Source organism: Cyanobium sp. ATX 6A2, assembly GCF_024346355.1.
Classification (GTDB): Bacteria; Cyanobacteriota; Cyanobacteriia; order PCC-6307; family Cyanobiaceae; genus NIES-981.
On the sequence record NZ_JAGQCU010000001.1, the window covers coordinates 1 to 20,871 of the forward strand.

Sequence of the window (20,871 nt, forward strand, 5' to 3'; positions counted from 1 at the left end):
GAGCTGCTGCCGGCCTACCTGCGGATCTATAACGGCCGCAGGTGCCACATGGCCCTGGGTGGCCTCACCCCCCAGCAGCGTCTTGCTCAGCTGCAGGCATGAACAACCTGGTGGGAAAGCACACCTAGCCACCTGGAAGCCCAGGCCGAAAGCCTCCCCATCTTCATCGCTGCTCCCACCCTGGAGGATCTGCAGCACGAGGCCCGCGAGGCCCTGATCGAGCACATCGGACCGGCCCATTGCACCTACCGCGTGCGGATCCGCCGCAACCAGAGCCAGCCCGTGAGCGCCATCCGGCCGCTGCGGCGCCCGCCTGCGCTCTGCGGCTGAACCACCCAGACTGTTCATCTGCCATGACCTGTGGACTGGGCAGCGATGCCGGATCCCCATTCCCCTGCTGCCGGCCCCCAGCCGCTGGATCTGCCCGCCGGGGTGCATCAGCTGTGCAGCTGCGGCCGCAGCCGCCACGGCTGGTTCTGTGATGGCGCCCACCTGGGCACCGGCCGGGTGTCCTACGAACTGCGCCTGAGCGCACCCGCCACGGTGCTGCTGTGCGGTTGCGGCCACTCCCGCCGCTACCCCCTCTGCGACGGCAGCCATGACACGCCGGTGCGCCGGATCAGGTGGCAGTGGTGGGGATGACCCCTCAGCCCTCGCCCCGGCCCAGCAGCAGATCCCGGGCTGCGTTGATCGCCTGCATCGTGTCGTGGGCACCGCCACGGTCGGGATGATACTCTGCCGCCGCGTCCTTCCAGGCCCGGTTCACCTGATCTGCAGTGAGACGTCCTGAGAGGGGCAGGTGCAGTCGCTGCCGGGCGAGGATTGCCTTCAGATCGGGATGCTTGCCCAGCGCTCCCCAGTCGGCACGGCTGAGACCTTTGCTGCGGCGCTTGCGCCGCCGGCCGGCTGAATCTCGATTGCCACCGGGAGCGGCGAAACCCTTCACAGCCGGCTCCCGGCGCGGAGTCTTGTCGCCACCCGTATCGGCCCGACGCAGCGAGCCGGTAGAACTGGGAGCTTCGGCTGGGGGTGCCTCGGCTGGGGGTGCTTCGGATGGCGTCTCCATCACCGGCTGACGCATCGAGCCGCCAAGGTCAATCGACGTGTTGCACCATATCCCAATGCTGGCCCCGGAGGTGATGGGCTCTCGGACAGGCGATCAGCGGCTGCTGCAGGGCCCCAACGAGCTGGACGGCAGAGGGCAGAGCGGTGAGACTGGCGAGGAGTGGGTGGGGCGATGAGGGTGTGATTCAGGTGAGATCCCAGCTGAGCTCTCCAGCGGTGATCTTCGAGAGCACCAACTCCTGGTAGAGAGCCAGCTCCTGAGGAGTGATCTTTCCATCCGCCCAGGCTTGCATCTTGTAGGCCTCAATCTCAGAGCTTGAAATCACGCCGTCGGCGATCGCCCGCTCCAGAACAGCCCTCAGTTGTTCAAGATCCTTGAGCTCTTCGGGGTTGGGCTGCTGTTGCGCATTCGGACGTTCGATTTCCATAGGGGATCACCTGTCGGCGGAAGCTAGGGCCATCGAATCTAGAGATGTCCACAGGTTCATCCGCAGGTTTGTCTGCGGTTCCACGATCTTTCCGCTGGCCATGGCTTCCCTGGGGACGATCAGGATCTCCTCACCCCCATGGCGGCCTTGCCGGGGTTTCGGCTGCGACTGATCAGCACCCCTGAAGGGCCCATTGCTGCCCCGGCCGGCGGACCTTGTCCGCAGGGTTCCCCAAGCCCTCCAGGCAAGACTCACCTGACCACCACGGGGCCGCGCCGGCAGGGGGGACAACCGCAACCCCTTGACCGCCCGCAGAGACCCGTGGCGCTCGCCACCAGTCGCATGTGCTCCGTTACATCGCCATCAAAAAAGGGCGCCCCTTCAAGGGCGCCCCCAGGTGGGTTGGCGGCCGCTGACGACTCACTCGTCTTCGTCGGTGCCGCCGATGGGAAGGAGCTTGATCTGCTTGCGGCCCAGCTTGATCTCGAACTCATCGCCCGGCTCAAGACCCAGCTGGGCGGTGTAGGCCTTGCCCACCAGCAGATTGCCGTTGAACTGCACCTTGGTAACGAAGCTGAGCTTGCGGCCACCCTTGCCGCGGCCCTGGCCGCTCTCTCCGAGGCTCACGCCCTTGGCTTCCAGCAGGGCCTCATAGAAGGCGGTGAAGTTCAGCCGTTCGCTGCCGTCCTTCTTGGTGCTCACATAGCCGCATTCGCGCACCAGTTCAGACTTGGTGGCGTCGCCGAGTTCCTTGACCTTGGCGAGCAGATCAGAGCCAGTGAGCATGGACTTTGGAAAAACTGTGCGTACCTTAACGCATAGCTGCTTGTGTGCAATGGAGGCCCCCTGCTGTGGGCTCTCAGCGGCAGGTCTGCAACGCTGCATGCGCCACAGGTGGTGGAAGGATGGCGCTGCACCGTTGTTGCGCCACGGCACCACCTGCCGGCGGCTGGGTCGATCCTCCGTCTGCGGATACGCCCAGTAGCCACAGCGATCCAGGTCACGGCGATAGGCAAACGCCTGGCCGTCCTCCACCATCGCCAGGCCGATGTTACCCTCCCGGAACACGGCCGCCACGCTGCAGCCATCAGACTTGTGTGAAGGCTCTGCCGTTGCAGTTGCAGGCCAGACGCACGGTGACCCGATGCAATCTGGGGCGCTTCACGGGCAGTGTCCTGAAGGGCTTGTGGATCGGTGCGGTACGTTCCCGCCAGACGGGGGCTGAAGAGTGCTGGAGCGGTTCACCGTGCTGTTCCCCCTCTGGACCGTGGTGGGGGTGGCTCTGGCGCTGCCATTTCCCTGGCTGTTCACCTGGATGCAGGGCCCGCTGATCGTGCTGGCCCTGGCGGTTGTCATGCTCGGCATGGGCCTGGAGCTGAAGACAGCCGATTTCCGGCGGGTGCTGGGCAATCCCCAGCCGGCCGCCCTGGGCGTGGTCGCTCAGTTCGCCGTGATGCCGGCCCTGGCCGCGGGTGTGGCCTGGGGGCTACGCCTCGAGCCGCCCCTGGCGGTGGGGCTGATCCTGGTGGGCTGCTGTCCTGGCGGAACCGCCAGCAACGTGGTGAGCCTGATCGCCCGGGCCGATGTGGCCCTCTCGGTGGTGATGACCACCGTGAGCACCCTGGCGGCGGTACTGCTCACCCCGGCGCTCACCGGCCTGCTGGCCGGTCGCTACGTGCCCGTGGACGGCTGGAGGCTGTTGCTTGACGTGTTGCAGGTGGTGCTGCTGCCGGTGGCCGCCGGCATTGCCCTCAAGCGGGGTGCGCCGCGCCTGGCCCGCTCGCTGGCACCCGTGATGCCAGCGCTGGCGGTGCTGGCGATCGTGCTGATCGTGGCCAGCATCGTCGGCAGCCAGCGGCAGGCCCTGCTGGACCAGGGCCCCCTGCTGCTGCTGGCGGCCCTGCTGCTGCACGGCTGCGGTTTCCTGCTCGGCTGGCTGATCCCGGCGGCGGCGGGCCAGCCGGCCGCGGTACGGCGCACGCTGAGCATCGAGGTGGGCATGCAGAACTCTGGCCTGGCGGTGGTGCTGGCCCGCTCGGCGTTCGCCGCCTCTCCGCTCACGGCGCTGCCCGGCGCCATCTCTGCGGTGGTGCACGCCGTGCTCGGCAGCCTGCTGGCCAGTTGCTGGCGGCTGGAGGGCTCGCGACTCAGCAGGTCGTCGAAGCTCAGCGACTCTGATCGGCCACCAGCAGCAGACCGCCCACGATCGCCAGGTTCTTGAGCAGCTGAATGCGCTCGGCCGGATCGCCCACATCTCCGTGGAAGAGGAAGCTCGTGGGCACCAGGAACAGCAGCAGCAACACCGCCCCGAGCCGTGCCTTCCAACCACTGATCACCAGCGCGGAACCAACGGCCATCAGCGCCATCGCCATCACCAGCAGCACCGGGGCCAGTGGCAGTCCCTTGGCGGCGATGGCGCGGGCAGGTCCGGCAAAGGCGGTGAGTTTGCCGATCAGCGACTGGATGAACACCAGACACAACAGCACCCGGGCGATGCGGTTCAGCAGCGACGGTGCAGCGGTGTGATCAGGGGTGTGATCAGCGGTGTGATCAGGCATCGGGGCCATGGTGCTCTCGGCCCACTCTGCTCCCATCGCCTCAGCGGTGCTCCGGTCAGTGGCGCACCGGTCAGCGGCGCACCGGCACCACCTTCAGGCCGATAGGAGCCAGGGCGATCAGGGCCAGCTTGATGTGCTGGATGCCGAAGGGAATTCCCACGATGGTCACGAAACAGGCCAGGGCAGAGCCGAGATGGCCGATCGCCAGCCACCAGCCCGCCAGTAGAAACCACACCACGTTGCCGATCAGGCCGAGGGGTCCGGTGCCGAAATCACCGTGGCCCGTGAGCTCACGCCGGCTCACCGCCTCATAGCCCACCGGCCAGAAGGAGAAGTTGCCGATCACAAAGCAGGCGCGCGCCCAGGGAAGGCCCACGATTGTGATCGCCGCCACCAGGCCGGCCAGCCACCAGCCCAGGCCCATCACAAAGCCACCCAGCACAAACCACAGAACGTTGAGCAGAAATCCGATCACGGGCAGCCAGTGATGTCCATCAACGCGCTGATCCTGGCGGCGGCGCTGCTGCTGCTGCTGGGGATCGCATCGAGCAAGTTTGCGGCCCGCCTGGGGATGCCCGTGCTGGTGCTGTTCCTCGGCGTTGGCATGCTGGCTGGATCGGAGGGGCTGGCCCGCATCCCGTTTGAGAACTATGCCCTCGCCAACAGCCTGGGGAGCGTGGCGCTGGCGTTGATCCTGTTCGATGGCGGGTTGCGTACCCCGCTCGACGCCCTGGCGCTGGCCTGGCGGCCGGCCCTGGCGCTCTCCACCGTGGGGGTGCTGCTCACCTCGGCACTCACGGGCCTGGCGGCGTCCTGGGTGCTTGGGCTGCCGCTCCCCCAGGGACTGCTGCTCGGCAGCATCGTGGGCTCCACGGACGCCGCCGCCGTGTTCTCGGTGCTGCGCACCAGTGGCCTGAAACTGCCGGATCGGCTCACGGCCACGCTCGAGGTGGAGAGCGGATCGAATGATCCGATGGCGATCTTCCTCACCCTCGCCCTGGTGGGCATGATCGTGGGAGACACCGGCTCCCTGACGGACCTGGCGCTGCTCTTCCTGGTGCAGTTCGGGGTGGGAGGCCTGGTGGGGGTGGGCGTGGGCCGGCTGGCGGCCCGGGCCATCAACCGGATCAACCTCAACTATCCGGGGCTCTATCCCCTGCTGGCGCTCTCCTTCGCGCTGCTGGCCTTCGGGCTGGCGGCGGTGCTCCAGGGCAGCGGCTTTCTGGCGGTGTACCTGGCCGGAATCGTGCTGGGGAACAGCACGATCGTGTTCCGCGCCGGGATCTTTCTGTTTCACGACGCCGTCGCCTGGCTCAGCCAGATTGCGCTGTTCGTGATGCTCGGCCTGCTCAGCTTCCCCAGCCGTCTGCTGGCTGTGGCGGGGGAAGGGCTGCTGATCGCCCTGGTGCTGACCGTTCTGGGACGCCCCCTCGCCGTGGCCGTGTCGCTGCTGCCGTTTCGCTTCCGGCCCCGGGAACTCACCCTCCTCTCCTGGGTGGGGCTGAAGGGGGCCGTGCCGATCACCCTGGCCACCTTTCCGCTGATGGCGGGGGTACCCCAGAGCCAGATCATCTTCAACGCTGTGTTCTTCGTGGTGCTCATCTCCGCCATCACGCAGGGATGGTCACTTCCGGTGGTGGCCCGCTGGCTCCGGCTCGGGCGGCCGGCCGACCCCACGCCGGCGCTCTCGGTGGAGATCAACGCCCTGCGCCAGGTGGACGGCGACATCGTGGACTACACCGTGCAGCCCCAGGCGCGGGTGGCGGGCCAGCAGCTGTGCGACCTGCCGCTCCCCAACGGCGTGCTGGTGTCGCTGATCCTGCGCGGCAGGAGCCTGATCATGCCCCGCGGCTCCACCGCCCTGCTGCCTGGTGACCACGTGTTCATGGCCCTGCGCAGCCGGCTACAGCCGCTGATTGATCGCCTGTTTGAGCAGCAGGACAGCACACCACCATCCCTGCCCGCCGGGGTGGCGATGGTGTTCAGGGGAGCCAGCACGGTGGGCGAGTTGGAGCGGTTCTTCGCCATCACGCTGCCGGCCGCCCCTGAGGACCGCCTCAGCACCTTGCTCCGGGATGGATCCCAGCGCCAACACGGGGACTTCCGTGTGGAGCGGGCCCAGGAGCCTGATGGGGTGAGGCTCACCTGCCCCTGAAGAGGCGGGCGATCAGGCCGCCATGGGCGGAATGGCGGTGTCAGCGGGCTCCAGCGCTTCCCAGAGCTTGCGGTAGGCCGCCGTGTGCAGGGCACTCCAGGGACGGGAGGCCGGATGGCGTGCTGCGACCCTGCGCGCCAGGTCGTCACGGCTGACGGGCACCACCCCCAGGCCCAAAACCGCCAGGGCCGCCTTGACATCGGCTGAAGCACCCATCAGCTGGAACCCGGTGAAAACCGACCACTGTGCGTCACTCTCGCGGCTGGGCAGGGCCGGCGCAAGCGACTCCACCAGAAGCATCCCGGCCCCGCCGCCCCACCGGCACGGATCCAACAAATTTTTCTGTGCCGTAAAACCCGCCAGCCGCCGTAGCAACCGCTACAGATTAGCTAGATTGGCTTCACGTTGATCCACCTTCAAGCGGGTGGACGCAGTCAGATCCACGTCAGGCAACGGGGACGCGGGCACTGTGGAGACCCTGATGAACGTTCTCGATCTGATCAGAACCAAGCTCATCAAGCAGAAGCGTCTCAATGACGCCCAATTCCTGATGGCCAAGTCGTACCGCGGCGTGCCCTACGTGGACGCCCACCACGACGACCCCCCCCAGCAGGCCAAGACCAAACATCTCACCTACCGGGGCCAGAGCTACGACCACTGAGGCGGCCCACTGCCTCCCGCAGGCTCCGTAGCCAGCAGCCCTTGCGGGCAGGGTTCAACAGGCCAGCCGGGGCACCCTGGCTGGCCTTTGTCCTGGCGGCGCCGCGAACCATGCCAATTCGGTGGGTCGGCCCGATGCTGGGCCCAGGAGCTGGCACGCCATGAGCAACGCGCTGTACATCAGCACCACCGAGGCCGGCAGCGGCAAGGCCCTGGTGGCCCTCGGTCTGGGCCATCAGCTGCTGCGCCGCACGGCCGGGGTGCGCTTCTTCCGGCCCGTGATCCAAACCACCCCGGACGAGGACATCGACCTGATCACGCGCCATTTCGCTCTGCCCCAGAGCGTGGAGGCCTCCTTTGGCCTCACCACGGGGGAGATGAACGACCTGATCGCCGCCAACCGCATCAATGAGGGGCTGGAGCGCATCATCAGCCGTTACCAGGCGCTGGCAGCAGCCAATCGCTTCATGCTCTGCGAGAGCTCCGACTACCTCGGCGAGGGTTCCGCCTTCGAGTTCAACCTCAACCAGGAGATCGCCCGCAACCTGGGCTGTCCGATCCTGATTCTGGGCAACGCCCATCAGCGCCATGGCGATGAAGCCCTGCGGCCGGTGCGACTGGCGGTGGAAACCTACCGGCGTCATGGCTGCCGGATCGTGGGCATCGTGCTGAACAAGGCGGATCCCGCCGGGGCCGATGCCCTGCGCGACGCCCTGGAGAAGGATTTCGGCGGCCGCGACTGGGTGCTGAGCGTGATCCCCTACGACCGCCGGCTGAGCAGCCCCCGGCTGCTTGACATCGCCCAGCATCTGCAGGCCGAGGTGCTCTACGGCCACGAGGGGCTGGAGCGCCTGGCCCTGCATCAGATCGTGGCGGCGATGCAGATGCAGCATGCCCTGGAGTGGCTGCAGGAGGGCAGCCTGGTGATCACCCCCGGCGATCGGGGCGACGTGATCATGGGCATGTTGCAGGCCCACCAGTCGCACAACTACCCCAACCTCTCCGGGCTCCTGCTCACCGGCATGGCCCCGGAACCGGCGATCGACCGGCTGATCCAGGGACTGCCGAACCCCCTGCCGATCCTGGCGGTGGCCAGCGACACCTTCACCACCGTCTCGCGCCTGCGGGACATTCACATCAGCCTCAAGGGCGATGACCGGGAGAAGATCGCCCTCAGCATCGAGGCCTTCGAGCGCCACGGCCAGGTGGAGCGACTGCTGCGCACGGTGAACCTGGCCCCGCCGCCGGAGCCCACGCCGCGGATGTTCCATCACACCATCAGCCTGCGGGCCAGCCGCAGGCCGCAGCGCATCGTGCTGCCGGAGGCCCTCGTGCCCCGCATCCTCAGGGCCGCGGCCCAGGTGCAGGCCCAGGGGCTGGCCGCTCCGATCCTTCTGGGGGAGCCGGAGGAGATCGAACGGGTGCTCCGCCAGGAGGGGATCGACCTCGATCTTGAAACCGTGAGCGTGGTGTCCCCCCACACCAGCCGTCACCTGGAGCGCTACATCCAAACGTTTGTGGAGCTGCGGCGGCACAAGGGCGGCACGGCCGCCATCGCCCGCGATCACCTGCTGGATGCCACCACCTTCGCCACGATGATGGTGCTCAGTGGCGACGCCGATGGCATGGTGTCGGGCGCCACCCACACCACCCAGCACACCATCCGGCCTGCCCTGCAGCTGATCCGCTCCCGGCCAGGGGTGTCGCTGATCTCCTCGGTGTTCGTGATGCTGCTCGAGGATCGGGTGGTGATCTACGGCGACTGCGCCGTGAACCCCCGCCCGGACGCCGCCCAGCTGGCCCAGATCGCCATCAGCTCCGCCGAAACGGCGCGGGCCCTGGGCCTGGAGCCGCGGGTGGCCATGCTCTCCTACTCCTCCGGCGCCTCCGGCAAGGGGGAGGAGGTGGAGAAGGTGCGGCAGGCCACCGCCCAGGTGCGGGAGCGCTGGCCGGAGCTGCCGATCGAGGGTCCGATTCAGTACGACGCCGCCGTGAGCCCGGAGGTGGCCCTGCAGAAACTGCCGGGATCGGCGGTGGGAGGCAGGGCCACGGTGCTGGTGTTCCCAGACCTCAACACCGGCAACAACACCTACAAGGCCGTTCAGCGGGAAACCGGGGCGATCGCCATCGGCCCGATCCTGCAGGGGCTGAACAAACCGGTGAACGACCTCAGCCGGGGCTGCAGCCTCGAGGACATCGTCAGCACCATCGCCATCACCGCCATCCAGGCCCAGTTGCTCAGCGGGGCTGAGCCTCGCTAACCCGCCGCCTCTCGATCTCCCGGTAGGGGCATTCGGCTGCGGAATTCACCGTGAACCAGGCCCAGTCGCAACTGGGCTGGGGGTCCTCCCGCTCCAGGGGCCAGTCAATCCGCCGGTTGTTGTAGGTGAGTCCCACACAGGTCATCTCGGCGTCGTCGGCCAGCAGCGACCACAGCAGCCGCAGGTGACTGCGGTGGTAATCGAGGGGGTCGGTGGTGGGCGGGCGATCGGGCAGGTAGCCCGGCCGGAAGCGCACCGCCCGCGGGCCACGGGAACTCAGATAGGAACCATCCTCAGTGGGATAAAACCAACAGGCTTCGTTCTGCACGTCCCGCAGGGGCACCTGGTCGAGGCAGCGGATCGCCTCCACCTGCATCCCGGCCGTTGGATCCTCGCCTCCGGGGCCGGCAGGGGTACCCATCAGCTCATACACCCCGAGGCTGAGGGAGTCGACGGCCCAGCCCGGCACCAGGGCATCACAGAACGGCCGCATCATGGCCGCCCCGGGTTGGAGGAGGTCATCGAGCGACCCCGGCCAGCCATCGGCGAGCGTGAACAGTCGCACCCGCTCGGCCGCATCCACGCAGCGGCACTGGAGGTTGAGCAGGGCAGCCCAGCCGTCGGGCTCCAGCGGCAGTTCCCCAGCTGGGGCCAGGACAAAAACGGGGACATGGAGCGGGACCATGGCCAGGTGCAGCGAGCGGAGTGGAGGGAGGGGCCTTGTGAGCCCGATCCACTTTGGCGAACAATCGCTGCTGTGGTGAAGCATCCCTTGCGGGAAAGCAGGGATCCCCTGTGCATTGGGTGTGCATTGGGATTGCTGATGCGTGCTTGCCGATCCGCCGGGATTCCTTCCGAGGCAGTAGATCCGCAGGATTCTGCACATCCAGACAGGAGATCTTTGACAAGATCAGTGCCTACGACGCGGCATACATGTTGTATAGTAGTTCTAACGGACATCCGTCAGGCATCACTCCCGCACCAGCCGTCCCATGCCCACACAGTGCCTGGGCCCAAGGCTGTGAGTGGTTGAGGCAGTTTTGGTTCGAGGCTCTCAAGCCAACTCTCAAGCCAAGGTTTTCAAGCCGACGTTCTCAAGCCAAGGCAGTGAAGCCATATGCAGGCCTGACCGATCTGACGACACCGACCTGACGACACCGATCCGGCAACACGTCAGCCGAGCGTACCTACAGCTTCCAGAGCTCAGAGCGCTGAGCAGGAGATCAGATCCTCACAGTTCTGATGTCCGTTGTTGACCCTAAGGAGAGATTCCATGACCACCACCAATCAAGCGATGCCCACTGGAGACCAGACCACTGGAGCCCAGAGCCCCGGCGCCCACGACGACAGAGCCGCTGTGGACGAGCGCCTCAAGCAGGCGATTCTGGATAAGCGCCAGGCCGAGATCGACGCCTGGAACCACCAGATCGAGCAGCTCAAGGGCAGCCTCAACCAGCTCTCCGAGGAGGCCCGGCAGGAAGCCCAGAAGCGCCTGGATCAACTGGTGCAGGCCCGTGAGGAGGGGATGGAGCAACTGCAGCATCTTCGCCAGGCCACCCGGAGCAATTGGGAGACCCTGCTCCAACAGAGCGACGCCACCTTCCAGAACCTGGCCGACCGCTTCCACAACCTGGTGGAGAACAACACCTGATCCAGGCATTGGCCCACGCCCAGATCTGCTCAACGTTGCGTATCCAACCCCATGACCAGCACAACCGAAACCCCGGCCACCCCCTCCCAGGCCGGTTCCGTTCTCGATCTCACCACCGCCCTTAGCGCCGAGCTCAGACGCCACACGCCGGCAGGGGTCACCGAAATGGTGGCGTCTGCACTCGGCGAGGTGTCCTGGCTGCTGGTGGACAGCAACATCGTGGCCGGCGACGATGAAGCCATGAGCCTGCGCATGATCCAGGACCGGGCCAGCTCCCAGGGTGTATCGATCGCCCTGAACCTGAACTGGCAGCCCCAGCACTGGGGGCTCAGCCCCGGTTCTCCACCCACTGCCGAAGTGCTGCGGCGATTCCGCACCCTGGCGGAGGCCGCGGCCCTGATCAGCGCATGCGAAAAGGAGGCTGAGTGGTTCTTCGGGAACACCGATCCGATTGCCATCCACAACGCCTCCCCCCAGCGTCCCGCCGTGGTGATCCACGACGCCCAAGGAACGATGCATTGGTGCCTGGGGGGCCGCAGTGGCCACCTGGAGGCCATCGACGACGGTGGCGCGTTTCTGGGCCGGTTGATTGAGGGCCTCTGCCGCCATCCCGAGCTCCTGGGCCGCTCCGGTGGGGGGGTGGATGCCGTGGCCAAGCCCGACCCGCTGGCCGACCTGTTGCGCCATGCAGCCGGTAGCCGCACAGGGGCGACAGCGGCGCCGGGAGACATCCCTACAGCCGCCTGAGCAGGAAGCTCAGCGCTGCCGCTGGGCAGGGATGTCGCTGTCGCTGTGCTGGTGGCTGCCCTGTTGATCGCAGTGGGCGCGGGCGGCACCGGTGGAGAGCATCAGCCCCATCAGCAGGGCGGCGAACAGACGGGGCATCGCAGGTGGTGGCACGCCACCCGATTGTGGACTGAGCCAGCCCGACTGGCCACAGAACCCGTCTTAGCCTGATGCAACCACCCCGAGACATCCGCCGGACAGGCCATGACGCGCGAACGTGATCCCTTCCGTATCCCCCAGGCCGGCGTGGAGATGGCCCCTCTGGCCGGACTGGCGAGCCTGGATGTGAACGTCAACGGCGGCAGCCTCAGCTCCGTGGAATTCGTGGCCGAATCGGCCCTTGGCGGCGTGGTGGTGTACGCCGTGTATCAGGCCCTGCTCGCAGGCCTGCGCACCGAGGCCCTGCGCAAGCGGGGTGCCATCAACCGCAGCGTGCAGATCCAGATGGTGACCAGCACCGTATGGGAGTCCACCAAGCAGGGGGCGGCCGTGAGCCTGCTGCTGGGTGTGGTGCTGCTGGTGTTTCCCTGGATGGGCCTGCCGCTCTCGGTGCTGGGGGTGGTGGGAGCCGGCAAGGCCTCCCTGGATCTCTTCCATGCCTTCTGGGATGGCCTCGATGAAACCCAGCGCGCCGAGCTGCTCGCCGCCTCGATGGAAGCCGGCGTGAACCTGCGCCGCTTCCTCAGCGGCAACCAGGGCGGCACCGTGATTGCCTGACGCCTGATCGCCTGCAGCCGGCCCCGGCGATCACCAGCCGGGCAGGAGCATGGCAACGCCCATGGCCGCCATGGCCCCGTTCTCCAGCAGGCTCAGGGCCCCCAGAGGGGTGCGGTTGTTACCGCCGATGCAGGCGCAGTCCAGATCCCGCTTCTCGATCCACACCGCCCGCACCACCGACAGTCCGCCCTCCAGGCCGATGGCGATGGCGAGCACGCCCAGCGGAGGCAGGGCCCAGCGGCCCAGAATCGCCAGGCCCACCAGCAGTTCCAGCCACGGGTAGACGACCCCGTAGCCCTTCCAGCGGCCCATCAGCAGGTCGTAGAGGCGAAACCCCCCGCGGAAGGCCGGCGGATCCATGAGTTTCAGGGTGGCCAGAAAGGTCACAGCCAGCCCCATGAAGCCCACCACACCCGCGGCCAACACCCAGGCCGCCAGGGCCGCCACCCCGAACACCACCAGCACAGGCCGGTAGCTGCGGGAATCGGCGCCGGCAGCGGGTTCCTGGGGGGCGGAGGCAGCGCCCAGGCGGACAGCCAGGTCGCTGTAGCCACCGATGCGCTCGGTGCCGGCGAACACCTGGGGAGTGGAGGTCACCCCATGGGCGGCCTGAAACTGTTCGGCCTCCTCCTGGCTGGTGAGACGGTGGTCGTGGAAGGGAATGCCGCGATCCTCCAGCAAGTGCCGGGCTCGCTCGCCATAGGCGCAGTGGTGCTCCGGGGCATCGAGCCGGTAAAGATGCACCGGCTGGGGGAGGTGGTTGGGCTCGGAGACGGAAGCTGGGTTTGGCATCGGCGGCGAGCAACGACCATCTGAAATCATGCCCTCTCCCCCCGGCGTGGGGGGGGGGCCGCCGAACCATCAGCCGGGGGTCACCGGCGGCCGGTGCTCGGCGCCGGTTCACCCTGATGGGCGGGGTGCGGGCTCGAGTGCGGGGCGTTCGACACTGTCGCGGTTGAGTTCGCGCTCAAGCATGCGCACCCGCATCTGGCGCAGACAGAACTTGCAACCGCCGGTGGTCTGCAGATGCTTTTCAGGGGTGATCGAGATCTGCTTCACCGGATGCAACTGACATCGGATCTTGACCGGCGTTTTATAGCTCTTGTACACGATTTCCGCGTAATCATACTTATCACCAAAGCGCTCGTACGCACGGCGCAGGAACTCCTCCTTGCCAATCGGACTGCCCATGGCCGGAGACTACGGCGAACCCAGCGCCGCACCGCCCCGTGTCAAGGAATGTCAAGCGGCCCGCCCACGGCCACCGGGGCGATGGTGCAGCCTGGTGTGGATCGGCACCTTCGCCCCGAAGACTCCCATGGCTCCCGATGGTCCCCAGCGACCCGCCTGGCTGAACTGGCTGTTCCTGGCCATCTTCCTGTGGAGCAGCTGGCAGCTGACGGGCCTGTGGTTCGAGCGCCTGGGGAGCTGAAGCCCTCGGCGGCGCAGCCCCTCAGGAGGGGTAGCGGTTGGGCACGAAGAACTGCTCCCAGCGGGGGGGCCGCTCCAGCTCCGGGTGCTTGGGGCGAGCGGGGAGCTCGATCGCAGGCGGTGTCATGTCGGTGTAAGGCACCTTGCTGAGCAGGTGGGAGATGCAGTTCAGCCGGGCCCGGCGCTTGTCGTCGGCCTCCACCGTGAACCAGGGCGCCTCGGGGATGTTGGTGTGGGCGAACATGTCGTCCTTGGCCTTGGAGAATTCCGCCCACTTCTCCCGCGCCTGAAGATCCATCGGGCTGAGTTTCCAACGCCGGGTGGGATCTTCGGTGCGTGACTGGAAGCGGGCTTCCTGCTCCGAATCGCTCACCGAGAACCAGTACTTGAGCAGCACAATCCCGGAGCGCACGAGCATCCGCTCAAACTGCGGGCAGCTCTGCATGTACTCCTCCACCTGCTCCGGGGTGCAAAAACCCATCACCCGCTCCACACCGGCGCGGTTGTACCAGCTGCGATCAAAGATCACGATCTCCCCGGCGCTGGGGAAATGCTCCACATAGCGCTGGAAATACCACTGGGATTTCTGCTGGTCGCTGGGGGTGCCGAGGGCCACCACGCGGCAGCCGCGGGGGTTGAGCGGTTCTGTGACGCGCTTGATCGTGCCCCCCTTGCCGGCGGCATCCCGGCCCTCGAACAACACCATCAGGCGAAAGCCGGTGGCCTTGATCCAGTACTGCATCTTCACCAGTTCCACCTGGAGCCGGATGAGCTCCTTCTCGTAGAGCTTGCGGTCCAGCTTGCTGAGCGTGGTGTCATTCCCCGGGTAGCCGTCCCCATTGCCGTTGTCACCTTTCATGTCATCCATCAGAGCCGAGGGGTAGTAGCGATCGCTGAGGGGGCCATAGCGAGGCACCACCCGCACCAGCTGCTGCTCCTTGCCGGCCTTCTTGCCCTTGCCGGCCTTGGCCTGCTTGCTCTTGTCCTTGCTCTTCTCCTTCACGCCGAAGGCGGCGGCGATGGCACTGCCCACCGAGCCGTCAGCGGCCTCCGCTGCGGCATCGGGCCCGGCCTTGGCCTTCTTGCCCTTGTCCTTGGTGTCGCTCTTGCTCATGGCTGGAACCCGGGAACGGTGTGATCAGGACACCCGGGGGCGCCTTGGGCGGGGGAGCAGGCAGCGCACCAGCCTCACGATGCCGCCCACGAGCAGCACCAAGGCCAGCAGTGCCACCAGAACCACCAGCGCAACGGCCAGCAGCTGCAGCAACCCCGCTACCACACCCTGCAGACCGCCGATCAATTTGGCAATGGATGTGCTGAGAAGCAGAAATGCGTCCAGGCGTTCCGGCAACTGCATCAGCCCCACCAGCATCGCCGAGCCCAGGCTCAGATACAGCAGGCCAGTCCAGAACAGGCGCCAGCGGGTGAGGCGCCGCGGCCGCCTGCCACCGGGCCGATCAACGGATCCGGTGTGGGGCAGCTGCAGAGATCGGCGCCGGGACTCGCTCATGCCTCCAGCACATGGCCCTCGCCACGCATCCAGCGCTCGAACTCCATCAGCACCAGGTCGTTGGGGCAGTCGATCAGGCTGAGACGACCCACGGTGCAATCGCCCTGGCCGCCGTGGTGGAGGGAGAGGTGAAAGCCGGTGCCGCTGAGGCCACAGACCTCGGGGTCGCTGCGCACCACCACGTCGAGGGCCGCTCCGAGGCGCGCCACACGGATGCGCAGTTCCGACCAGGTCGTCTGGGTCATGGGAGTCAGTCTGGGCCGCAGCTGGCGGGCGTCAAGCGGCGGTCAGGGTTCGCCGCGCAGCTCCACTGCCCCCGGAGGCGGCTGCTGCGGGCGCGGCTCCGGCAGCAGCAGACCGAAAGCGGCCGCCGCAGCCACGGCCAGGGCACCGCCCAGCGGGGCCACCAGCCGTCGCCGCAACGGCACCCGCTCCAGCACCTCCCGCGGATGCAGGGGCTGGGGCTCCGGCAGCTCCAGCTTCAGCTGCAGGCGGGGATCGAGGCGCAGCTGGTCGAGCACCCGCACCAGATCGGCCAGCTCGGCGTCGTCGAGCTCCAGGGTCAGGGGCGCCGTGTCGGGCTGGCTGCTGCGCAGCTCGAGGCTGTGGCCGCCCTGCTCGCGCGGGGCGATGCTCACCGGGGAATCACCGCCGCCAAAGGGCCGGGCCACACCACTGATCAGGTGGCGGGCGTAGGGGAGCACCACGGCCATCAGGGCCAGCAGATGGTCCTTCCGGCCCTCCAGTTCCGGTCGCCCAGACCAGCGCAGGTTCCAGCCGGTGATGATCCCCACGGCCTCGTTGCCCTGGCCGACGGACACATCGGGGAGGCCCTCCACCTGCAGCCGGCAGCTCACCTGGTCGTAGCGGAGCGTCTGTTTCACCGGGCTCAGATTCATCGGGTTCAAACCACCGGATCGTGCAGGCTGGCGCGCAGCCGCCCGTAGCCACCGTTGCCGGCGCCGTAGGCCAGGGCACGGATCAGCTGGTGCCGCTGGCGCTCACCCCGCTGGGGATCGAGCAGCGTCTGCACGCCCACCCGGCGGGGATTCATGCGTTCGCGCACCAGTTCGGCCAGCCGCCCCTCGAACAGTTGCCAGCGCTGGCGGCGCACCGGCTCGGGCTCGGCGTTGGAGAGCAGGGCCCGCAGCAGGGGGTAGAGGCGATCGGCCAGGGCGCAGAGGATGCGGATCAGGGCATCGGTTTCCGCCGGGCTGAGATCGCCGCGGCGGGTGGCGCGGCGCAGGGGGTTGTGGCAGCGACGCTTCCACAGCTCCACCCGGTTGGCGAACAGACCGGTGAACCCCATCTCTTCGCTCATCCACACCATCGCCTCGCCCCCATTGAGGTCGAGCGCCTCGGCGCTGAGCAGCAACAGGTCGAGGCGCTCCAGGCCACGCCGCGAGAGCGGGGGGGCGTGCGACGCGGCTGGTGCTTCGGGCGCGGCAGGGACTTCGGGCATGGCTGCGATGATGCCAGCCAGCGCCTCCCACCGTCACCTCGATGCCCCAACCTCCGGACCCGCAGGCCGTGAACAGCGCGGTGAATCCGGCCGGTGCGGTGGATCTGGCCAGCACACTGGATCTTCGCGGGCTGGTGCGCGACGTGCCCGATTTCCCCAAGCCCGGCATCCTCTTCCGCGATCTCACCCCGCTGATGCGGGATCCGGCCGGCTGGCAGGAGGTGATCCGGCGCCTGGCCAGCCTGTGTGAGCAGCTGCAGCCCGACCTGATCGTGGGCATCGAATCCCGGGGCTTCATCGTGGGCACCGCCCTGGCCACCAGCGTGCAGCTGGGGTTTGTGCCGGTACGCAAACCCGGCAAGCTGCCCGGGGCCGTCACCGGCGTCGACTACGCCCTCGAGTACGGCAGCGACCGGCTGGAGATCCACAGCGATGCCCTGGCGGGCGGCGAGCGGGTGCTGGTGGTGGACGACCTGCTGGCCACCGGCGGCACCGCCGCGGCCTGCGCCCAGCTGGTGGCTGCCGCCGGCGGCAGCCTCTGCGGCTTCGGATTCGTGGCCGAACTGGCGGCTCTCGAAGGCCGCCGGCGCCTGCCCCCCGAGCAGCCCGTGGAGTCGCTGATCATCTACAGCTGAGAGGATCCACGGGTGGCGTCCAGGCCCTAGGGGGCCGTCCATCGCAATGCGGCGTTTCAGCCATCGCTGTCCTGCCACTGCAGCACCTGCTCCAGCTGCTCCAGGCTGAGCAGGCCATAGCGCCACAGCACCACCGGCAGCGGTGCCCGCTCCTGCGCAGCCTGGCGCAGCCCCAGGGCCAGGGCGTTCTCGCTCAGCCCCAGATCCTGGCGCAGGAAGCGCAGCAGGGCCTGGGGAGGGAGCGGCAGGGGGCTGGAGCTGTGCACCATGGCCAGGGTCTAGAGGGGACGGCAGGGGCCCTGGGTCATGGCCCCGAGGCTGAGGCGGCGCAGGGGGGCCAGGGCCGCCAGAAGGGCCAGGCCCAGGCGGCGCAGGGGCAGAAGCGCCAGGGCACGGTTGGAGAACAGCCGCATCAGCAAATCGGTGGCCAGCAGGGTGAGCAGCAGATCGGGCCAGCGACGCCAGGCGTAGGCGGCCGGCAGGCGCTCGGCCGGCAGCCGGCCCGCCACCACCCGGCGCGCCTGGCGGTGCAGTTCGGCCACATCGCGCCAGCAGAGGTTGAGACCCTGGCCACCCACCGGATGGCAGCGGTGGGCACTTTCGCCCACCAGCAGCGTGCGCCCCCGGGCCAGCCGCCTGGCCAGCTGCACGGCCAGCGGGAAGGCGCGGGGCTCATCGAGCAGGGCGTCGGGCTGGAAGCGATCGGGCAGGGCGCCGGCCAGACCATCGAGGAAGGCCCCGGGGGGCAGGCTCTCCAGCTGTCGGCAGCGGCTGGAGGGAGCGCTCCACACCAGCTGGAAGCGCCCCTGGCCGAGGGGCAGCACCGCGAACGGGCCCTCCGCCCGGAACAGCTCCCAGGCCTGGTCGTCATCACTGCCGCGCAGCTCCACCTGGGCCGTGAGGCAGCTCTGCCGGTAGGCCAGCTGCCAGAGGCCGATGCCCAGGGCCTCGCGGCGGCTGGAGTGGGGACCGTCGGCCGCGACCAGCAGATCCGGCTCGCCGGCATCATCGCCCGGCTGGGCTGTGCCCAGGCAGAGGTGAATGGCGGGATGGGCCCGCAGTCGACGCAGCAGCACCGCCATCAGCGGAGCGTGCAGGGCGATCCAGCCCACGGCCGGGCCGCTGGAACGGCGGCAGCGCCCCGGCAGGTCGTCGATGCCGAAGGGCACGGCGGCACCAACGACGAGATCGCACAGCTCCAGACGACGGAAGGGCACCATCACCTCAACGAGCTCAGCCCACAGCCCCAGGCGCTCGAGCAGCTGACGGCTGGAATGGTTGAAGGCGTAGGCGCGGCTGCGCCCACTGAGCTGGGCAGCACTGAGGGGGTCGCAGAGCGTCACTGTCCAGCCGGCATCGGCGAGAGCCAGAGCGCTGAGGGCCCCCGTGGGCCCGGCCCCCAGGACGCCGGCCCGCAACGCGGTGGCCGGCGGCTGGGCTGCGGGCGTTGGGGCTGGCGGCCTGGGGGCGGTGCGGGGAGGAGCGGTGGTCAGCTGACTACAACAAAGCCGCAGCAAGTCTGCTGCGGCTGGAGCGGGCAGGGAGAGTGCCCTGGGGTGCGGATGGCCGCGGGATGGGGTCAGCCGATGCCGAGCAGACCGCGGGTGAAGGCCTCACCGCCGAGGGCGAATTCGGTGGCCAGCAGGGCGATGAAGCCGAGCATGGCCATGCGGCCGTTGAGCTTCTCGGCGCGCTCGTGGAACCCCCAGCCACTCTCGGGGCTCACCACTTCCATGCGGGGCTCGGCGGCGAAGGCGTTGAGGCGACCGCCGTCTTCGGTGGTCACGGTGGCGCCGCGGATCACAGCGGGATTGGCTTGGGTCATGGGGTTCCTGTGTCTGGTGTGAGCGAATTGTAACGCATTGTTGCGGTCTATGACAAGCCCTTCAACATTTTCGCCGGGTTGCCCCCGCCAGTGACCCATCCCCCCACCCCCGAGCGGCGTCAGCGCAGGCGGCGCAGGCAGAGCTCCTCGAAGGCCGGCCGCAGCAGATAGGGATAGTCGCCCACCCACAGCTTCAGCTGCGGCAGCCAGGCGTCGGTGAGGGCGGCGACGCGGGAGAAGTCCTTGCGGTCGCTGAGCACCAGGGTGCGCACCACCATCCCGCGGCGGATCTGCTGGTGCTTCTTGTCCATCGGAAAGCGCACCCGACCCAGATAGCCGTCCTCGTCCTCCAGCTCCAGGGTGAGCCAGGTGCGGCGGTTCTCCACCGTCTGCAGGCGACCGCTGCGGTCAGCCTGCTCGCGCGTGTCCTCCACCACCTCGCGGGTGAACAGATCGGCCACCTGCCCTTCAAAGATGGCGGCGGCCGGATACCGGCGCAGGGTGGCGTTGCGCCGTCCGGCCTCGATGATCGGCCCCCAGAGCACGTAGAGCAGCGCCACCACACCCACCACCAGCAGGATCGGCGCGAACTGGCTGCGGAAGGCCAGGGTCTGGCTCACCAGCAGGCTGATCACCCCCACGATCACTGAGATCAGCACCCGTTGCAGCAGCGTGCGGGGGGTGCCGTTGCAGGCATTGAACTGGGGCCCGGTGGCCACCGCCGGAATCAGGCGCGGCAGTTCTCCGGGGCGCAGGGGGATGAGCATCAGGTGGGTTCCATTCAGAGCAGCCTCTGCGGTCAGAGCAGCCTCTCCAGCCCATACACCAGGCCAGGCAGCTGGCGCACCCGGCGCACGGTGAGCAGCACTCCCGGCATGTAGGCCGAGCGATCAATCGTGTCGTGGCGGAGGGTATAGGTTTCGCCCGCCGCGCCGAACATCACCTCCTGGTGGGCTACCAGGCCGGGCAGACGCACCGAGTGCAGGCGCAGGCCGCTCTCGCGCAGCCCGCCGCGGCAGCCGGCCAGGGTTTCCTGCTCCTCCACCTCGGCTGGATTGAAGGCCTTGCCCAGGTCCTCCATCAGCTCGGCGGTCTTGATGCAGGTGCCGCTGGGGGCGTCGGCCTTGCGGTTGTGATGCAGTTCGGTGAGCTCGGCACAGTCGTAGAAGCGGGCGGCGGCGGCGGCGGCCTGCTGCAACAGCACCATGCCGACTGAAAAGTTGGGAATCACAGCCCCTCCCACCGACGCCTTGTCGGCGAAGGTGGCCAGATCGGCCAGCTGCTCAGGACGCAGGCCCGTGGTGCCGATCACCGGATGCACGCCGTAGGCGATGGCGCCACGGGTGTGCTCGAACACCACCTTGGGATGGGTGAAATCCACCAGCACGGCGCCCTGGCCCGGGCCGGCGCTGCGCACCGCCTGGCTGGCCTGGCAGAGACAGCCCTCGAAGTCGGCCGTGACCGCCACCTCCAGTTCACCCAGCCCCAGCTCGAGGCCCACATCAGCCCCCTCCTTGCCGGGGGTGGAGTCGATGGCGCCCACCAGCCGGCAGTCGGGCGCCGCCGTCACCGCCTTCACCACCTCGGCGCCCATGCGGCCGAGGGCACCGGCCACCACCACCGCGATCGGGGGGACGGCGGTGGGTGCAGCGGGCGGGGCGGCAGCGGTGGAGCTGGTCATGGCGCGCGGAGCATTGCTGCAGAGCCTATGCAGCCCGCTCGAGCCG

At 68.2% G+C, this 20,871-nt stretch carries 30 protein-coding genes; 10 read left to right on the forward strand and 20 right to left on the reverse strand.

Translation table 11 applies throughout. The features are described 5' to 3' along the window. The first annotated feature begins 375 nt into the window (after positions 1-375). Positions 376-642, forward strand: a complete 267-nt coding sequence (locus KBY96_RS00005; RefSeq protein ID WP_254977163.1) for a CDGSH iron-sulfur domain-containing protein — start codon at positions 376-378, stop codon at positions 640-642. A gap of 4 nt (positions 643-646) precedes the next feature. On the opposite strand, the gene KBY96_RS00010 is transcribed toward KBY96_RS00005, so the two are convergent. The 3 genes from KBY96_RS00010 to KBY96_RS00020 form a co-directional block, all read right to left on the reverse strand. Then, entirely contained in the window at positions 647-1,066 is a 420-nt protein-coding gene (locus KBY96_RS00010) for a J domain-containing protein (protein ID WP_254977164.1), read from the reverse strand. Positions 1,067-1,250: 184 nt separating this feature from the next. Beyond that, the gene (locus tag KBY96_RS00015; protein WP_254977165.1) at positions 1,251-1,493 is read right to left on the reverse strand and encodes a hypothetical protein; all 243 of its coding nucleotides are present in this window, start codon (positions 1,491-1,493) and stop codon (positions 1,251-1,253) included. A gap of 420 nt (positions 1,494-1,913) precedes the next feature. Next, complete coding sequence (locus KBY96_RS00020) at positions 1,914-2,279, reverse strand: AbrB family transcriptional regulator (protein WP_254977166.1); 366 nt, start codon at positions 2,277-2,279, stop codon at positions 1,914-1,916. A 460-nt stretch (positions 2,280-2,739) separates the two neighbouring features. Between KBY96_RS00020 and KBY96_RS00025 the strand changes: the two genes are divergently transcribed. Continuing rightward, complete coding sequence (locus KBY96_RS00025) at positions 2,740-3,714, forward strand: bile acid:sodium symporter family protein (RefSeq protein ID WP_315859449.1); 975 nt, start codon at positions 2,740-2,742, stop codon at positions 3,712-3,714. On the opposite strand, the gene KBY96_RS00030 is transcribed toward KBY96_RS00025, so the two are convergent. Then, positions 3,659-4,087 carry a DoxX family protein gene (locus tag KBY96_RS00030; RefSeq protein WP_254977168.1) on the reverse strand — a complete coding sequence of 143 codons (429 nt, stop codon included), beginning with the start codon at positions 4,085-4,087 and terminating at the stop codon, positions 3,659-3,661. The genes KBY96_RS00025 and KBY96_RS00030 overlap by 56 nt on opposite strands. A gap of 34 nt (positions 4,088-4,121) precedes the next feature. Then, positions 4,122-4,526, reverse strand: coding sequence for a YccF domain-containing protein (locus tag KBY96_RS00035; RefSeq protein ID WP_254977169.1), 405 nt, complete (start codon positions 4,524-4,526; stop codon positions 4,122-4,124). Positions 4,527-4,538: 12 nt separating this feature from the next. Here KBY96_RS00035 and KBY96_RS00040 point away from each other — a divergent pair, with 12 nt between their 5' ends. Then, a complete protein-coding gene (locus KBY96_RS00040; RefSeq protein WP_254977170.1) occupies positions 4,539-6,206 on the forward strand; it encodes a potassium/proton antiporter in 1,668 nt (555 codons plus the stop codon). A gap of 12 nt (positions 6,207-6,218) precedes the next feature. Here the strand turns inward: KBY96_RS00040 and KBY96_RS00045 are convergent, their stop codons facing one another. Further along, the gene (locus KBY96_RS00045; RefSeq protein WP_254977171.1) at positions 6,219-6,422 is read right to left on the reverse strand and encodes a hypothetical protein; all 204 of its coding nucleotides are present in this window, start codon (positions 6,420-6,422) and stop codon (positions 6,219-6,221) included. Between the two features lie 265 nt (positions 6,423-6,687). On the opposite strand from KBY96_RS00045, the gene KBY96_RS00050 reads away from it, so the two are divergent. Then, positions 6,688-6,867 (forward strand): DUF4278 domain-containing protein, encoded by a 180-nt coding sequence (locus KBY96_RS00050; protein WP_254977172.1) that lies wholly within the window; start codon positions 6,688-6,690, stop codon positions 6,865-6,867. 160 nt (positions 6,868-7,027) lie between these two features. Further along, the gene (pta, locus tag KBY96_RS00055) at positions 7,028-9,127 is read left to right on the forward strand and encodes a phosphate acetyltransferase (RefSeq protein ID WP_254977173.1); all 2,100 of its coding nucleotides are present in this window, start codon (positions 7,028-7,030) and stop codon (positions 9,125-9,127) included. Here the strand turns inward: pta and KBY96_RS00060 are convergent. Continuing rightward, a complete protein-coding gene (locus tag KBY96_RS00060) occupies positions 9,105-9,812 on the reverse strand; it encodes a hypothetical protein (protein WP_254977174.1) in 708 nt (235 codons plus the stop codon). The two genes, pta and KBY96_RS00060, sit on opposite strands and share 23 nt — an antisense overlap. Before the next feature lie 588 nt (positions 9,813-10,400). Between KBY96_RS00060 and KBY96_RS00065 the strand changes: the two genes are divergently transcribed. Together KBY96_RS00065 and KBY96_RS00070 are read left to right on the forward strand one after the other, a co-directional pair. After that, a complete protein-coding gene (locus tag KBY96_RS00065; RefSeq protein WP_254977175.1) occupies positions 10,401-10,778 on the forward strand; it encodes a hypothetical protein in 378 nt (125 codons plus the stop codon). Positions 10,779-10,829: 51 nt separating this feature from the next. Further along, positions 10,830-11,525: a fructokinase gene (locus tag KBY96_RS00070; RefSeq protein ID WP_254977176.1), complete on the forward strand. Its 696-nt coding sequence runs from the start codon at positions 10,830-10,832 to the stop codon at positions 11,523-11,525. Between the two features lie 9 nt (positions 11,526-11,534). Here the strand turns inward: KBY96_RS00070 and KBY96_RS00075 are convergent, their stop codons facing one another. Then, positions 11,535-11,663 carry a hypothetical protein gene (locus KBY96_RS00075; RefSeq protein WP_254977177.1) on the reverse strand — a complete coding sequence of 43 codons (129 nt, stop codon included), beginning with the start codon at positions 11,661-11,663 and terminating at the stop codon, positions 11,535-11,537. Between the two features lie 105 nt (positions 11,664-11,768). Between KBY96_RS00075 and KBY96_RS00080 the strand changes: the two genes are divergently transcribed. Next, on the forward strand, positions 11,769-12,281 hold the full coding sequence (locus KBY96_RS00080; RefSeq protein ID WP_254977178.1) for a hypothetical protein: 513 nt from the start codon (positions 11,769-11,771) through the stop codon (positions 12,279-12,281). Between the two features lie 30 nt (positions 12,282-12,311). On the opposite strand, the gene KBY96_RS00085 is transcribed toward KBY96_RS00080, so the two are convergent. Together KBY96_RS00085 and KBY96_RS00090 are read right to left on the reverse strand one after the other, a co-directional pair. Further along, positions 12,312-13,073, reverse strand: a complete 762-nt coding sequence (locus KBY96_RS00085) for a glutaredoxin (RefSeq protein ID WP_254977179.1) — start codon at positions 13,071-13,073, stop codon at positions 12,312-12,314. A 108-nt stretch (positions 13,074-13,181) separates the two neighbouring features. Then, the gene (locus tag KBY96_RS00090) at positions 13,182-13,472 is read right to left on the reverse strand and encodes a hypothetical protein (protein ID WP_254977180.1); all 291 of its coding nucleotides are present in this window, start codon (positions 13,470-13,472) and stop codon (positions 13,182-13,184) included. Here KBY96_RS00090 and KBY96_RS00095 point away from each other — a divergent pair. Continuing rightward, positions 13,471-13,713, forward strand: coding sequence for a hypothetical protein (locus tag KBY96_RS00095; protein ID WP_254977662.1), 243 nt, complete (start codon positions 13,471-13,473; stop codon positions 13,711-13,713). The two genes, KBY96_RS00090 and KBY96_RS00095, sit on opposite strands and share 2 nt — an antisense overlap. Before the next feature lie 21 nt (positions 13,714-13,734). On the opposite strand, the gene ppk2 is transcribed toward KBY96_RS00095, so the two are convergent. The 5 genes from ppk2 to KBY96_RS00120 form a co-directional block, all read right to left on the reverse strand. Further along, positions 13,735-14,571: a polyphosphate kinase 2 gene (gene ppk2, locus KBY96_RS00100; protein ID WP_254977616.1), complete on the reverse strand. Its 837-nt coding sequence runs from the start codon at positions 14,569-14,571 to the stop codon at positions 13,735-13,737. Positions 14,572-14,850: 279 nt separating this feature from the next. Next, complete coding sequence (locus KBY96_RS00105) at positions 14,851-15,222, reverse strand: hypothetical protein (protein ID WP_254977181.1); 372 nt, start codon at positions 15,220-15,222, stop codon at positions 14,851-14,853. After that, positions 15,219-15,467 (reverse strand): hypothetical protein, encoded by a 249-nt coding sequence (locus KBY96_RS00110; RefSeq protein WP_254977182.1) that lies wholly within the window; start codon positions 15,465-15,467, stop codon positions 15,219-15,221. Before KBY96_RS00110 ends, KBY96_RS00105 begins: the two co-directional genes overlap by 4 nt. Positions 15,468-15,509: 42 nt before the next feature. Next, positions 15,510-16,121, reverse strand: coding sequence for a DUF4335 domain-containing protein (locus KBY96_RS00115; protein WP_254977183.1), 612 nt, complete (start codon positions 16,119-16,121; stop codon positions 15,510-15,512). A 5-nt stretch (positions 16,122-16,126) separates the two neighbouring features. Beyond that, entirely contained in the window at positions 16,127-16,684 is a 558-nt protein-coding gene (locus KBY96_RS00120) for a DUF3038 domain-containing protein (protein ID WP_254977184.1), read from the reverse strand. A gap of 116 nt (positions 16,685-16,800) precedes the next feature. On the opposite strand from KBY96_RS00120, the gene KBY96_RS00125 reads away from it, so the two are divergent. After that, entirely contained in the window at positions 16,801-17,319 is a 519-nt protein-coding gene (locus KBY96_RS00125; RefSeq protein ID WP_254977617.1) for an adenine phosphoribosyltransferase, read from the forward strand. 56 nt (positions 17,320-17,375) lie between these two features. On the opposite strand, the gene KBY96_RS00130 is transcribed toward KBY96_RS00125, so the two are convergent. The 5 genes from KBY96_RS00130 to dapB form a co-directional block, all read right to left on the reverse strand. Continuing rightward, positions 17,376-17,588, reverse strand: a complete 213-nt coding sequence (locus tag KBY96_RS00130; protein WP_254977185.1) for a DUF2949 domain-containing protein — start codon at positions 17,586-17,588, stop codon at positions 17,376-17,378. A gap of 9 nt (positions 17,589-17,597) precedes the next feature. Beyond that, the gene (locus KBY96_RS00135) at positions 17,598-18,737 is read right to left on the reverse strand and encodes an FAD-dependent monooxygenase (RefSeq protein WP_254977186.1); all 1,140 of its coding nucleotides are present in this window, start codon (positions 18,735-18,737) and stop codon (positions 17,598-17,600) included. A 161-nt stretch (positions 18,738-18,898) separates the two neighbouring features. Beyond that, entirely contained in the window at positions 18,899-19,144 is a 246-nt protein-coding gene (locus KBY96_RS00140; RefSeq protein WP_254977187.1) for a high light inducible protein, read from the reverse strand. A gap of 119 nt (positions 19,145-19,263) precedes the next feature. Next, positions 19,264-19,911 (reverse strand): hypothetical protein, encoded by a 648-nt coding sequence (locus KBY96_RS00145; RefSeq protein WP_254977188.1) that lies wholly within the window; start codon positions 19,909-19,911, stop codon positions 19,264-19,266. A 32-nt stretch (positions 19,912-19,943) separates the two neighbouring features. Continuing rightward, positions 19,944-20,825: a 4-hydroxy-tetrahydrodipicolinate reductase gene (gene dapB, locus KBY96_RS00150; RefSeq protein WP_254977189.1), complete on the reverse strand. Its 882-nt coding sequence runs from the start codon at positions 20,823-20,825 to the stop codon at positions 19,944-19,946. Between the last annotated feature and the right edge of the window lie 46 nt (positions 20,826-20,871).